The organism is Paenibacillus sp. WLX2291, from assembly GCF_046603665.1.
In the GTDB taxonomy this organism is placed as follows: Bacteria; Bacillota; Bacilli; order Paenibacillales; family Paenibacillaceae; genus Saccharibacillus.
This window is the reverse complement of sequence record NZ_CP176755.1, coordinates 1,643,436-1,657,846: the sequence shown is the minus strand read 5'-3', so window position 1 is coordinate 1,657,846 and position 14,411 is coordinate 1,643,436. Positions and strand designations below refer to the sequence as shown.

The 14,411-nt window shown below is 48.3% G+C and carries 12 protein-coding genes; 3 read left to right on the top strand and 9 right to left on the bottom strand.

Annotated features, from left to right (window positions below; all coding sequences use genetic code 11):
- Nucleotides 1–336: 336 nt before the first annotated feature.
- A complete protein-coding gene (locus ACDE64_RS07170) occupies nucleotides 337–858 on the top strand; it encodes a hypothetical protein (RefSeq protein ID WP_411349499.1) in 522 nt (173 codons plus the stop codon).
- A 135-nt stretch (nucleotides 859–993) separates the two neighbouring features.
- Here ACDE64_RS07170 and ACDE64_RS07165 read toward each other — a convergent pair whose 3' ends face one another.
- A complete protein-coding gene (locus tag ACDE64_RS07165) occupies nucleotides 994–1,374 on the bottom strand; it encodes a DUF423 domain-containing protein (RefSeq protein WP_411349498.1) in 381 nt (126 codons plus the stop codon).
- A 275-nt stretch (nucleotides 1,375–1,649) separates the two neighbouring features.
- Here ACDE64_RS07165 and ACDE64_RS07160 point away from each other — a divergent pair, with 275 nt between their 5' ends.
- A complete protein-coding gene (locus ACDE64_RS07160; RefSeq protein ID WP_411349497.1) occupies nucleotides 1,650–2,501 on the top strand; it encodes a DegV family protein in 852 nt (283 codons plus the stop codon).
- A gap of 352 nt (nucleotides 2,502–2,853) precedes the next feature.
- Here the strand turns inward: ACDE64_RS07160 and ACDE64_RS07155 are convergent, their stop codons facing one another.
- Together ACDE64_RS07155 and ACDE64_RS07150 are read right to left on the bottom strand one after the other, a co-directional pair.
- The gene (locus ACDE64_RS07155; protein ID WP_411349496.1) at nucleotides 2,854–5,520 is read right to left on the bottom strand and encodes a PAS domain S-box protein; all 2,667 of its coding nucleotides are present in this window, start codon (nucleotides 5,518–5,520) and stop codon (nucleotides 2,854–2,856) included.
- Nucleotides 5,521–5,635: 115 nt separating this feature from the next.
- Nucleotides 5,636–6,496 (bottom strand): alpha/beta hydrolase fold domain-containing protein, encoded by an 861-nt coding sequence (locus tag ACDE64_RS07150; RefSeq protein WP_411345789.1) that lies wholly within the window; start codon nucleotides 6,494–6,496, stop codon nucleotides 5,636–5,638.
- Between the two features lie 237 nt (nucleotides 6,497–6,733).
- Between ACDE64_RS07150 and ACDE64_RS07145 the strand changes: the two genes are divergently transcribed.
- Nucleotides 6,734–7,465, top strand: a complete 732-nt coding sequence (locus ACDE64_RS07145) for a 4'-phosphopantetheinyl transferase family protein (protein WP_411349495.1) — start codon at nucleotides 6,734–6,736, stop codon at nucleotides 7,463–7,465.
- A gap of 101 nt (nucleotides 7,466–7,566) precedes the next feature.
- On the opposite strand, the gene ACDE64_RS07140 is transcribed toward ACDE64_RS07145, so the two are convergent.
- The 6 genes from ACDE64_RS07140 to ACDE64_RS07115 form a co-directional block, all read right to left on the bottom strand.
- Complete coding sequence (locus tag ACDE64_RS07140) at nucleotides 7,567–8,676, bottom strand: Gfo/Idh/MocA family protein (protein ID WP_411349494.1); 1,110 nt, start codon at nucleotides 8,674–8,676, stop codon at nucleotides 7,567–7,569.
- On the bottom strand, nucleotides 8,673–9,836 hold the full coding sequence (locus ACDE64_RS07135) for a UDP-glucuronosyltransferase (protein WP_411349493.1): 1,164 nt from the start codon (nucleotides 9,834–9,836) through the stop codon (nucleotides 8,673–8,675). Before ACDE64_RS07135 ends, ACDE64_RS07140 begins: the two co-directional genes overlap by 4 nt.
- 79 nt (nucleotides 9,837–9,915) lie before the next feature.
- Nucleotides 9,916–11,325 carry a hypothetical protein gene (locus ACDE64_RS07130; RefSeq protein WP_411349492.1) on the bottom strand — a complete coding sequence of 470 codons (1,410 nt, stop codon included), beginning with the start codon at nucleotides 11,323–11,325 and terminating at the stop codon, nucleotides 9,916–9,918.
- Nucleotides 11,326–11,553: 228 nt separating this feature from the next.
- Nucleotides 11,554–12,705: a BtrH N-terminal domain-containing protein gene (locus ACDE64_RS07125; RefSeq protein WP_411349491.1), complete on the bottom strand. Its 1,152-nt coding sequence runs from the start codon at nucleotides 12,703–12,705 to the stop codon at nucleotides 11,554–11,556.
- A 20-nt stretch (nucleotides 12,706–12,725) separates the two neighbouring features.
- Nucleotides 12,726–13,928, bottom strand: coding sequence for a radical SAM protein (locus ACDE64_RS07120; RefSeq protein ID WP_411345783.1), 1,203 nt, complete (start codon nucleotides 13,926–13,928; stop codon nucleotides 12,726–12,728).
- Nucleotides 13,929–14,108: 180 nt separating this feature from the next.
- Complete coding sequence (locus ACDE64_RS07115; protein WP_411349490.1) at nucleotides 14,109–14,393, bottom strand: acyl carrier protein; 285 nt, start codon at nucleotides 14,391–14,393, stop codon at nucleotides 14,109–14,111.
- Between the last annotated feature and the right edge of the window lie 18 nt (nucleotides 14,394–14,411).

Here is a 14,411-nt window from a genome sequence, read left to right as displayed (position 1 = left end):
AGTATTAAAAAGAGTACATTTACCCGTTTTTTGTCATCTTTTATATAGTTCCAAAGTACCAATGTAACCGAAATGTATATCGTTTCGGTTTTTTGGTGTATGTGTATATATTTTATAGTTGTTACTTGCCAATAACGTTAAAATTTACGTGCTGTAATCCGATAATAGTAAAAAACCGTATTATGTGTACAAGAATTTTTAATTTTAAGGTATACTGTTAAAATGTACCTATAGACTGTATCCTAAGACCTATGAAATTTGACGAAAAAATGGTATAGTTTATTGACAAGTTGTTACACGGTTAGACCAATCCGATATAGTAAGCGAGATGGGGAAATGATGAACAAACAGCAGACTAATGATGCTACCGAATTTTTATTTAATGTAGACCTCATGATTACCGGAACAAGCAATGCGGTCGCCCTTCAAAAGCTGCTGGATATCCTGAACAGTCAGGCAGAACTTGCAGATTTTCGCATTGTAAACGGTATTAAACTTGGTGCGAAAATTGAAAAAGCTGTTGCCGCCGCAGGTAACAATCAGACGCCCGTGGACTTAAAATCGCAATTTACAAGCAAGAAAGCACCACCCAAGCCAGCCGCAGAACCAGAGCAAACAAAGGCTGCTGCTCAACTGCATGAGAAGATTGAAAATGATATGGGAAATTGGCTGTCCCTCTACATTCAAGGCAATCAGTTGATTCGCTTAACTCTCAATCGCCGCGGAGAACGTGTTTCTATTCCGTGCCGTATTTTGAAATACGATAACGAGGATCAAACGATCAGCGTTTATCATGTAGACGAGAAGCAGGTATACACGTTCAAACTTAACGAAATCGATGATTTCCAGCATGCTTGAGTATGAAGCATTCAATAAGATGATGTAGGATTCAATGACAAAACGCCGACTGATTAAGTTCAGTCGGCGTTTTTGCGTGTTGCGAACGGATCATGTTGATGATCCTTCACGTATGAAATGAATATTCTCGCTGTATCAGACTCTTTTGCCAGAGCGCGCTGCGGCGATTGCCAGCAAAATCCAGCCAGCGATAAAGCAGACGCCGCCAATCGGTGTGATCGCGCCCAGTACTTTGACGCCCGTTATGCACAGTACGTACAAACTGCCGGAGAAAAAGACGATGCCGATCACGAACAACATTGCTGACCAGCGTAACAATCGGCTTTCGCCTAGTTGACCTGCTAACAATGCTACTAGCAGAACAGCAAGTGTATGCACAAAATGATATTCCACGCCGGTTTTGAATGTTTCGATTCGCGCTCCAATGATAGGCTCCAATATATGAGAACCAAATGCGCCGAAGATGACGCCGATCATGCCGAGAATCGAAGCGATGATAATGTAAGTACGCTGCATGATATGCCTCCTGTATCCGTAAAATCCTTTGAATTTCATCTATTTTATTATAGCGTATCGATTCCTATTGCTGTGTAGCGCAATTGTGAGCAATTGATGAAGGCGTATCGCTGATCAGGCTGAATGCTGATCCACTCATATCAATCATTTCATTCGCCTGTTCTTAGATCACAGAAGACGCTATGTATGTTGGTGAACAGCAAGTCATGGTATAATAACGCCATCCGTGTTACTTTATATATTCATGTACGAGAAACAATAGACAGGAGACTTTTATGACTTCGATTCGCATTTTTGCAGATAGTACGTGTGATCTGCCTTCTGCCTGGCTCCAAGAACATCAGGTCGGCATCGTGCCGCTGTATGTAACGTTCGGTCAGGATGTCTATCGCGATGGTGTTGATATAACACCGGGTCAGCTGTACGAGCGCGTAAGCCGCGACGGTCAGCTCCCCAAGACATCTGCCCCTTCCCCATCTGATTTTCTACAGGCGTTTACCCCGGTGGTGGACGAAGGATATTCCATTATTTATATTAGCCTTTCCTCAGCGCTGTCTTCTACATATGCCAATGCTGTGATCGCTGCCGAAGAATTGCCTGCTGGTCGCGTGACCGTGATCGATTCGCTTAATCTGTCCAGCTCAATCGGCTTGCTAGTGATGAAGGCAGTTCAGGCAGCAGCGGCTGGCAATCATGTGCCTGCCATTGTATCCATGATTGAGTCGGTGCGCGGCAAAATCGAGACCGAATTTGCCATTGATTCACTGGAATATCTGTATAAAGGTGGACGCTGCTCAGGTATGCAAAATCTGATCGGCAGTCTGCTCAAGATTCGACCAGTAATCAAGGTCACACCGGAAGGCTCGCTGACACCAGCATACAAAGTTCGCGGTAAACGCGACAAGGCGATGGAACAGCTGCTGCGTAATGCGCTAGACAATAAGCATCGGCTGGACAAGGATGTGATCTTCGTCGTACATTCACTAGCAGAGGAAGAAGCGCTGCATATGCAGGCGGTATTGCGTGAACAGACGGATGTCCAGCAGGTAATCATCACTGAAGCAGGCTGTGTCATTTCCAGTCATTGCGGACCGCAGACGATTGCGCTGATGTACGCGACATTGTAAGTACGTTACACTTGGCGTTCAGGAATGGATAGATATTACGATCTGCTTGTTGCTTGTATTGCATGATGTTCTGTGCAAGGCGATCTACTAAGGACGATAAAAAAGCACAAAGAAAGCCGTATTCCCGTGGGACTGATCCCATACTGTGGAATACGGCTTTCTCTGTGTTTCTAAATGTATAACGTACATTCAGGCTGATGCATGAACTGGATTCAGATTCGGATGGCTATAGAGAGATAGCTTTCAAATATACGTGTATACGTGAATTTTAAATTTTAGATATTGCACATTTTGGATCATTCGTGGTTATGCTTTCCCTTTTACTGTCATCCATTTCCAGCTATTCTATAGGCTACTCTGCCAATTGCAATGGAATTGTAAAATAGAACGTTGATCCGCTATGCTCCCGGCTCTCTACTCCGATTGTTCCGTTCATCAGCTCAATCAGATTTTTACTAATAAACAAGCCCAAGCCTGTGCCCCCATAATGACGGTTCATCACCTGATGCACTTGCGAGAACGAATGGAATAGCTCGTTCAACCGATTCGCCGGAATGCCGATACCAGTATCCACAATGCGGAATTCAACTAGCATCCCATGCTCACGAGACAGATGAGACAGCTCGACGGCAATCTGTACACTGCCCTGATCGGTAAATTTGACCGCATTGCCGACTATATTCACCAACACCTGACGCAGACGGACGATATCGCCTTTTGCCAGTCGCGGTACTTCCTGCGCGATGGATAGATACAGCTGGATGTTCTTATCTGCCGCTACAGGCATAAATAGCTGATAAATGGTATCCATCAGTTCATGCAGATCGAAGATTTGCTCATCCAGCGTCAGATGCCCATTTTCCAGCCGATGTACATCGGTAATATCGTCCATAATCCGCATAAGCTCATGGCTATTTTGCAGTACAATATCCGCATACCAGCGTTGTTCATCGTCTGGCGACGCCTCATGCATCAGCTCGGTCATACCAATGATGGCATTCATCGGGGTGCGCAGCTCGTGACTGATCATGGAAATGAATTGCGACTTAGCATAAGCAGCACGTTCTGCCGTTTCTTTTGCCTCCATAATCGCCCGTTCATTCGTCCGGTCGCTGAATACGACAACCGCTCCTACGATGCGCTCCCGGTCAAATAGCGGATTGATGCGATACGAGACAAAGAAACTTGACCCGTCTCGCCGAAAAAAGACTTCCTCTGCTGCATGCCGAGCTTGCCCGTCCGATAGCGTTAGTTGAACCGGATTGTGTTCAGGCGGATACGTTTCCCCATCTACACGTGCATTGATCATAATCTCCTGTAGCGGCGAACCGATGAATTCCTCGCGTGGCAATTGCAGCATACGCGCAGCAGCTTCATTGATAAAGATTCCTCGACCACTAAGATCGATACCGAAGATCCCTTCCGATACAGAGCTAAGAATCAGATTGTATTCCTCGCTAATCGATTGTATCCGCTCCACATACCGCTTGCTCTCCGTAATATCCGTAGCAATGCCAAACACACCTGTAATCTGACCGCTGACGATGATCGGTACGTTGGTAATGTTCACTTCCATACGAGCGCCACCGGACTGGATTAACGTAGTTTCGTAATTTTGCGGTAAGCCGAGTCGAGCTTTGTTAAAATGCTCCTGCGCCTCATCCACATCTTCTTTGTCGATCAGATCGGTAAAATACACATGTTCTACCTTGCCGCTCACATAACCGCTCTGAATCTCCGCGACCGGATTCAGATTGAATAGACGTCCTTCCGTATCAAACGAATACACACCGGACGGATTGTACTCTACTAGCGATTTGTACCGTTGTTCGCTCTCCATTAATCGTTGCTCGGCAAATTTGCGATCAGACACATCCCGCGATACCGCCACAATCGTTCCGCCTGTCGGCGACATCGTATCAGGGGCAAATGTACCACTCGTTTCCAACCAGACATAATGCCCATCCTTATGCCGAAACCGGTAGCAGACTGTATGCTGCTCCTGCGCATACAGAATGGATTGCACATAGATTTGTACGACAGCATGATCTTCTGGATGATGATAATCGATAGCCTGCTGTCCTAGCATCTCGTCCGGCTCATAACCAAGCAGACGGGTAAGCGACGGCGAGGCATACAGGAAGCTCAAATGATCGTCTGCCGTATGAGTAGAGATCAGATCCATCGTATGCTCAGACAACATTCGGTATTGTCGTTCACTTTCCCGAATCAGATCCTCCATCAGCCGCTGCTCGGTAATATCCTGCACCGTACCGACCATCCGTCGTTCACGACTTTCATCTGGACGAACGAGTTGTCCACGGATCGCAATCGTTTTGACATCATGTGTCGGCTCACTCAATCGACATTCAAGATGGATCGTTTCTTTTGCCAGTACTTGGCGAAATGCTTCCCGAACGGCACTGCGGTCATCCGGGTGAATCCGTGCAAGAAAGCGGCGATACAGCAATGTCGGCGATTCCTGCTCCATATGCATAATGTCAAAGAAGCGCGGCGTACAAACCAGCTCCCGAGTTTGCAAATTCCAGTCCCAGCAGCCAAACCCGCCGATATCCTGCGCCAGATTCAGCCGTTGCTCACTCTGACGCAGTTGCTCCGCCGCCTGCTTGCGCGATGTGATGTCTTTGGCAGCGCCGAAGATGCCCACGATCCGATCATCCTTTACAACCGGTGCGTACGTCACATCCAGATATACCAGATGCCCTTGCTTATGAAAAATATTCGTCTCAAACTGTACCGATTGCCCCTGCATCACCTGTTGAAAATAAGGCGACCGAAAATGCAAACGCTGCTCGCCAAAAATCTGCCGCTTGTCGATTGTCAGCAAATCCTCAGGCGAATACCCCGTCATACGCAGCACAGCGGGATTCGTATACAAATAATTGCCTTCCTTGTCCATCACATAAATCGCGTCGGGGTGATGCTCAAACAACGGACGGTAGACACCGCCCTCCCCGGCAACCAGATGATGAAGAATCTCGTTATCATGATTGTCCAATGTCCCCATCCCCCTTTATGTAACGCTTGAGCATCGACACCCGGAACGGTGTCCATATTGTGTGTTCATCCGACCTGTAACAGCGGCAAGTGTGCATTGCTGCATGCCGTCTGCCTCAGGAGCCTTTCAAATGACGGGCAAAGAAGCGGCTAACTGCTTCCAGCACATCCATACGCGTCATCAGACCGGAAGACGAATGTTTGAGACCTTCTAGTACGTACATATTCACACGACTACCCGCTTCATGCAGGGCATCATATAACAGCTGACTCTGGCGCAGTGGCACCATTTCATCCGCATCGCCGTGCATGATTAGAAATGGCGGCAATACCGTTCCTTGCTCGGCTGCGGTACGAATATGGGTCACTGGATTGGATAAAGCGGCATTGGCGCCCTTTTCTCGCATCGGACCACCCACTAGCAGCGAAATGACGGGTAAAGCATATTCATGATCAAAATCAACCTGTACATCAATCGGACCGCAAAAGTCGACTACAGCTGTCACGTTACTGGAATAGCCAGGCCACTGTCCGCGTTCGTCCCATTCCGGCTGATGACCGGTAACAGCTGCGAGCGAAGCCAGATGCCCGCCAGCGGAATGCCCCCATACGCCGACATGTTCGGCATCGATGCCGTACTCATCTGCATGTGCTTTGAGGAAACGAATTGCTGTTTTTACATCTTCTAGCTGCGCAGGGAACGGTGCGCGGTTTACGGTACGGTACTGAATACAAGCGATCACATAGCCTTGACGTGCGAGTTCGGACATGACCGGTACATGTTTATAATGATCGGCATCCAGCCAAGAGCCGCCAACGATCCAGACGATCAATGGCAGTGGAATATGGGATTCTGGACGCAAAATATTCATTTTCAATGTGGTTCCATTCGGAAAACGGGCAAATTGAATATCGGGTATCATCTGTACGAAATACGTATCTTCACTTTGATAAGGTAAATGTTTTATTTCTGACAACGGTCTTCCTCCTGTAGTTCAATCTGAGCCACCTGATGAGCAGGCGAGCTGTTTGCTGTGAATGTGTTCATTATATCAGCTTCAAGGTGCATTGTATGTCCTGTCTGTGTAAAGGAACCCTTCCAGCAAAAACTTCCTCTTCTGTCATATTGACGTGCCTGTCATTATTCGTCAATATATGGGTATACATTCCAAGGCTGTCTACGGACAAGCCAGACGATAAGCGAGGATAAAGGCTTGGTTACTATTACTGGTGTACATCTGCCCGAGCTATTGCCGGACGATGTCATGACGCGTATGCGTTTTGCGGTATCTGCGGAACGACGGGATGCATCATTACGGTTTCAACGCCAGCAGGATGCTCAGCGCAGTCTTGTTGGAGAACTGCTGCTATTGCATATTTTGCGGGAGCGTTATCAATTGGATGCCGATACGCTGGATATGGGCAAGAATAGCTATGGAAAGCCCTTTTTGACACAGCATCCGCATGTTCATTTTAATCTATCTCATGCCGGGGATTGGATCATCTGTGCGGACGATTCTGCCCCAGTCGGTGTCGATATTGAAAAGGTGCGTCCAATCGACTTTGCGATTGCAGAGCGATTCTTCACCTCATCCGAATACAAGCTGCTGTTAGATGCACCGGAACAGAAGCGACTTCAATTATTTTACACGCTGTGGACATTGAAGGAAAGTTATATCAAATTTGTCGGAAAAGGGTTATCGATCCCCCTTGATTCCTTTGCCGTTCAATTGGTGGATGAGCATACTGCGCGGCTGACTGCACCTGATCCAAAAGAAGATTCTTCCGGCGGCTGGGATGACCACCGCAGCCAGAGTTGTTTTTTCCGTAAGATCAATATGGACGGGCATTATCAACTGGCGGTGTGCGCGACACGTCCAATCGGTCCGCGTCCACTATTGATGCTGGATTGGAGCGAGTTGCTGCCACCGGAGCATTTTATTTAGCCGATCGAATCAAAATATATCCATACAAAAAAACAAAAAACCGCCTGCTGGTTTCGCGACCGGCTGGCGGTTTTGTTATGTTGGATCGGCGAGTACTGCTTTTAAAATAAAGCCATATGGGTACGAGCACTTTGATATAGTGTGGACAGCGCGCGAATACGATCTGCTGCTTCGTCCAACTGCTCATTGGGCTGTCCGAGTTGATGCTGCTGCACATCACGAACAAATGTATGCAGTTGATTGACATAATAATTAGCTGGCTCGAACATACGCTGTTGTACTTCTATGTCGCCAACATTGCGGCGCACAGGTACGATTTTGAATTTTAATTTGTAAAAGCCTAGATTGCAGCGGAAGAAATCGTTGATCGTCACAGTCGCCTGTTCAAAATGCAGTACATGCCGACACGCATACGGCTGTTCAAAGGATAGCAGCGCCTCCGCCTTCACTCCATCCCGTAGCGTCGCCTGCGCCTGAAACGTCCAATCGCAACCATTCGGTCCATCAAACTGTGAGCGTCCTTCCAGCTCTGTCTGATCCAGTCTCGTAAACAACTGCAAAAATTGCAGCCAGTAGCATCCCAGATCCCATAGACAACCACCGCCCTGCTCTGGATCACTACGATAATTATGCTGATGATCATCACGCGCCGGAATCGCCAACCGTGTCTCGGTACGCAGCAATGCGCCAAATTCGCCGGAAAAGATCAATTGCCGCAATGCCTGCTGCCATGGATGATGAGACACCATCATCGCTTCTGCCAAATGCACACCATATTGCTCTGCCGCCGCACTCAGCACTGGCAATTGTGCCGCATCTAGACAGATCGGTTTCTCTACCAGCACATGCTTGCGCGCGCGTAGCGCCTTTTCAATCCAACTGGCGTGTAATTGATTGCTCAGACCGATATAGACGGCATCCAGCTCCGGGTTATCCAGCAGATCATCCAGCGTATGGTGAATGATCGGGATACCGTACTGCTTGCCCATCTGCTGGGCTTTGAACAAGGTACGGTTGGCAGCGGCTGTCACTTCCAGATTCGGCACATGCACTGCCGGTTCCAATACAGCGCGCGGCACGATGCCAGAACAGCCGAGAATGCCCAAACGCACCGTATGCATTGGTGAGACCAATCCTGGTGCCTGTCTCGACAACGGCAGATCGCGAACTGGCAATGGAATCACATTGTCAGGTATGCGTTGTTCTTTCAATGGCGCTCCTCCTCTGTCAGCGTCAGCAGTTGGTCGTCACCTGCCGATGCTTGTGAATCCAAACCCCAGCGTGCAGACAATTGTTCCGTATACGATGATAGTGACTGCCGATCCTGAAGCAGCCGATTGTGCATCTGCTCCAAAATATCAGTGCCACCGCCATATTCACTCATCCATGTGTCGTAACTCAGCCCGTATCCGTAATGTTGCCATAGCTGTGCATTGTTCTGCTCATGCTCACCAAATGGCTCCAAAAAAATAATCGGCGTACCAGAGGCAAACGAATCGGCAAGCGTACCGCCACCAGGCTTGCTCACGATAGCACATACCCGGCGCTCAATCTCGCATAGCAGATGATAATCTTCATGTAGACGATACGACTTCTGCTCGCCACTACGAACTTCAGCAAAGGGGGGAAATGTATGCTTGCCCTGTTCATTTTGCTGCCATGTACGCCATGACGGGTCCATCCGATAATAGCGTTGTCCAGCATTCGTTGCACCCGGCTCATCGCCCTCGTACAGTACGATATCCAATCCGTATCCGGCATGATTCAGCGCTTGCAGGTGCTCGCGATATGTACCCATCCCCCAGCCGCCGCCATGAACGAGCAGTCGACGCTCTCGCTGCTCATACGGAACAACAGGATCAGAATCCACGATATCGATATACGTATACATCGGCTCATGCTGTCGTCCGAACAGCCACACTTCGCGATAGTCATCAGTTAGCGCACCTAGTCGCTTTTTTAGATGTTTCCAGGAAGGCGAATCGGACGCATCCAGATACAATAGATCCACTTCCAGCTCACTGTCCATCTGCTGCCGGTACAACTCCAGCAAATATACCCAGTGACCGGATAGACATACAAAATGCCGCCGTCCCTCCGCTTTCCATTGATTCAGTAAAGCATGCACCTGCTGCTCATCCATGCTCTTGCGAATATCCTGTGGAATACGCTGCGACATAAGCGCCACCGAGAAGTCTTCATGATACGCCCTGCGGCTATGATCGACCTTGCCGCGCTGCTCCGGGTTCATTACATTTTCAAATACAAGCACTTCTGCCGGTATACCCAGCCGCCGCAAGCCTGCCTCCACCAGTAGCCCCGGCGTGTAGAAGCCTAGTCCGAAGCCTGAACATAATATGGTTACGGTCATATGACATCCTCCCTTTTCATTTCAGGTATCCAGATGCAAATAAGCAATACCATGATGCGTTTGCGTGCAGGCAGACGCTTCAGTTCAAAATATGCAGACCGCTACGTTCCAGCAGATGCTCCAGTCGAGACAATAGCTCATGCTTGCCCGGCTCGTCAGCGGCAACGGCAGACAGATACAAGCGTCCTTTGCGCTTTTTGCCGGGTGGAATATCGGCATGATTGACCGATAAGGCGGCGGAAGTGAGCGGCATGATGCCAGTCTCGCGATGCGGCAGGAACAGCAGCCCTTCACGTTCCAATTCCAGCAGCAGCTGTTCATGATCAAAGCTGCCGTCATGCGACACTGTATAATTGGTCATATTGCCGAACAGATTGTATTTACGCAAATAACGGTCAATGCTGTTCTTGATCAGACTCATCGATTTGCGTGCATTAATCTCTACCAGCGGCTCAATGCTACCATCCTCCAACGTCATCGAATCGATACATACATGTCCAAAATACCCATCTCGGTACAGCTGCCGCCCAATATCCATCATAATGTCAAAATACGCCGCCTGCTCCAGCCGATCCATAAACTGAATGTCCGGCGAGAGCGATTCCCGATAAGCGAATTGCGAATTCGCCAGCCATTGCACCGACAAAATATCCATATCGCCCTGCTCGGTAATATGGAATTGACATGAGAAGTCGCGCTCTTTGTGCTGAAAGCGTTCTAGCACAAACTGCACATTGCGCCCCTTCTCCTCTTGCTTGCGAATGCTGGACAGAATGCGTGTCAGCATCGACGGCGTTTCGATATGCAGATTGCCTTTGCCAGATACACCATAATTGTCTTTGATCAAAAACGTCCCATCCCGCAGCAGCTCACTGCCGATCACTTCCAACTCTGCCGCACTCTCCACAAAAAAGCCCGGATGCTTCAAATCCAGATGCTGCTTCATCCATGCGGAATAACGCTTCGTATTCACACGCCGCACGATCTCCAATGACGGATGATTGCTGTAAATCCCGAATTTGCGACTGATCTCGCCAATATAAGGCACCCATGCAAATGGCGATAACACTGCACCAGACAGAGGTAGCTCATTCTCAATTGGCTGTCCATGCTCATACAGCAATCGGAATACCGATACCGGATGCTGATCGGCAGGACGCGCGCGCGATGGTAGCTGCCCTGCCGTAACCGCTGCAAGCGGCGAACCGACAAACTGCTCCAGATTGGCAGTATTCGCAACATAATCAAATCCAAGCGCAGATGTATAATCCAGCTGTGCCGGTGAGGAAGCATACCGAGTTAGCAACAGATCACCCGGCTTGCAAAAGCAAAACAATAACTCGTCCATCGCGGTCACAATCTTCTCCGCTTCCTTGTCTGGCAATGCTGGCAAAATCGCCAGATTGTTCTCACGCCAGTGCAATTCTGCTTCAAAGGTGCCCATATGTAAAATCGGTGATCTATCAGCATCAGACATCCATTCACGCATGTCATCCCTTCCTTTCGAGTTATGATGATCCTCGTTGCGAATGGTCTATCCGCAGCGGTAAAAAGTGAAACGAAAGATACAGCCTGCCTGCATCCTCTGACTGGATATACAATCCGTCAGGGGTGAAGAAGGCATATAGGCTGTCTCGTTCCGTCATCTCGCAGTCTGACAAGTCACTGCCAGATTGCGAGATAGAGTATGTGTTTTTTTGAATTGGTCGACTCTACATCATGATGTAGGTATGATCGCAGCGTCTTTGCTAGCAGTGACTAATGCTTCCAGCTTCAATGCCATCGTTTCCAGCAATTCTATATTGCTGTCCATATACGCATCTAGCTTGCTACGATCACGTCGTGCACCCATTTTGTACAATTTCATCAATTGGCGGCGTGCTTGCTCCTGTACTTGTTGCAGGTCGTTGACCAATTCTGCTGCGTTGTCTCCCAGCAGTGAGCGATACCGTTCAGCAAATTGACTAGTATATCGCAGCAGATGCATCAGACTCTCAATCCGCAGATGATAATAGACAACTCCGCACGTCTCCTCAAATTGCACATCGTCCAGTTCTCGCAAACTTGCCAGTTCCGCATTCAGTTGACCATACGCAGCGATCCCGGTTGTATAGCCGTCACTGTTCAGCCCTCCATTCAAAAACTCCTCGATATGGATGGCAGCAGCAGACAACACCGTTTGCGGCGTAACATCAATGCCTTGCTCGCTCTGTAAATACCCGTACTCGATTACGCCTTCCAGCAATTCATGCAGCGGAATCGTGCCATTGTATCCTAGCACCTGCCCCGCCTGATCGAGCAGGAAATGGTCGGCGATATGCGCGATATTGTCAGATGGCTGTAATCCGTACAGCTGAATAATATGCCCTTTGCCGGGGCTTTCCGTAAACAGCTGGTTATAGACCAGATTGGCAGTTTCCACATGCAATAGAAGCGTTTTGCCAGAAGATAATACGTCATACCATTCGCGTAAAATCTCCGCCTGATCGCGCTGCTCTGGCTCAACCGATGTATAAGAAATGCCGATACCTGTATGCTCACTCCATTCCTGCAACATCTCCACAATCGGACGCAATCCAAATGTATCGTACTGGCTACCACCCCGATAGCGTAAAGATGGACCATTACACAGGAAATAAATATCGGTTTCTTCCAGCTGCGATCCTTGCTGATTCAGCATCGCCCGCATCGCTCCATAGAAGCAATGATTGATCACAAAATGACCATCCACTACATTCAGCAAATCTGCAACGACAAGCTGTCCATTGGCGGGCAGCGGCACCGACCGAATCAGCTCTGCGACTTCCTCATCGTTCACACCGAGCACGTCAATGCTGAGCGGCACCAGCGTTTTGTGGTCTGTACTCATCCTTATTCCTCCTGTACGGATCAGATATAGTTGAGCGACTGCAATCCGCTAGCTCCGTGCAGGTACAGGACGCTGCATTTGGAACAAGCCGGTGTTAACCCCCCTTCGTTAATCGTCTGGCGAATCTGTGCATATTCCTCGGAATCCCAGATTTCCTTGAGACTTTTATTTTTCAAATTGCCTACCGTGAATTCAGCGAAAAATTTGCATGGCATTACGCTACCATCTGGAATAATGTCAGTACGCGACGTGAGCGCCAGACAGTTGTTGGAGCAGCGACTGGTCATCTCATCGCCATGGATAAATTTATCGATCTCATCATAATCAAGACCCGGCTGATAGCGAACGCGGATTTTCCAGACACGATCATTGATCTTGTTCAGATCGTCCATAAGCGCTTCCATTTTGTTCGGATTGATTTTGTATTTAAATGCATGCCAGCTACTAATATGACGTTCATCCAGCTGACGCAGCCAGCTAAAACGATCGGCAAAATAGCGATCCATCTTGAGCGATGTTTCCCGGGAAATATACCATGGGAAGCACAGCATCACGAGATCAAGCTTTTTCGATTCAAAAAATTCCAGCAGCTCGCTCATACGACCGATCATATTGTCGTTGATAACGGCATGCACGGAAATGCGACCTTTATACAATCCTTGTTCACGCAGCTCTACCAGACGATCAATCTCAGCCATCGTCTTTTTGAAGGTGCCTTTACCGCGAATCAGATCATGCTCAGCCTCGAATCCTTCGACCGCAATTAATAGCTCCAGATTTTCCGACAAATCCAGAATCTGATCCAGATGCTTGTTGATCAGCAATCCGTTCGTACAGATCGTCATCTCGCGGCGATCATTCTGGATATGTCCCATAATCTCGCTGAATTGACGGTGAAACATCGGTTCGCCGCCCCATAGATACAGGCGCGACTTGACCTCCCGCGTATCATCCAGCAATTGCTTGAAAATAGCAGGATCGAGATCCATATTTTGCTCGGCTTTCTCCATGTTGTGATGGTAGCCGTCTTCATTCCACTGGAAACAGTGGGTACATCGCAGATTACAGCGATTCGTCAGCTTGATGCCGAGCGATTGCGGTAGCTCTGTCCGGTAAGTAGGGTCTTTGATTTTGTTACGGTAGGATACAGTGGCATTGCGCACGGTTCGTTTAATTAATTTAAAGGCTTCACGATCTATCGTTACTTCACTTCTTGGCTGCACACAGAACACCTCTTTCATCAAAATGGCGAAGATGATTTTCCTGTTGTGTCGTCGCAAAAGACAGCAGACGGCGAGCAGCATCTAACGGCATGTTATACGTCATACCGTGATCCTGTGCGTCATGCGGACCCTGTCTGTTGTACCTTGCCAAGCCCCATCTTTACATCGTTATGTAAAAGATCAGGCTTCCAGTGATTCTACGCTTTCCCCGGCATGCGAATGATTGACAAAATCGCAAAATTTCGCAATCGAGCCTAGGTGATCCATATCAAATTCCTCAAAATCAATCTCTACGTTAAACTCGTCTTCAATACGCAAAATAAAATGAATAAGCTGGAGGGAGTCCAAACCGGCATCATGAATAATGTCCGAGTCCGAACCAAGAGTGGTCAAACACGCGGGATCGTCCTTCACATCGCTGATCATCTGAATCATTTGCTCAACAGAAACACTGGATTGCTGCATTCCAATTCCTCCTTTGAA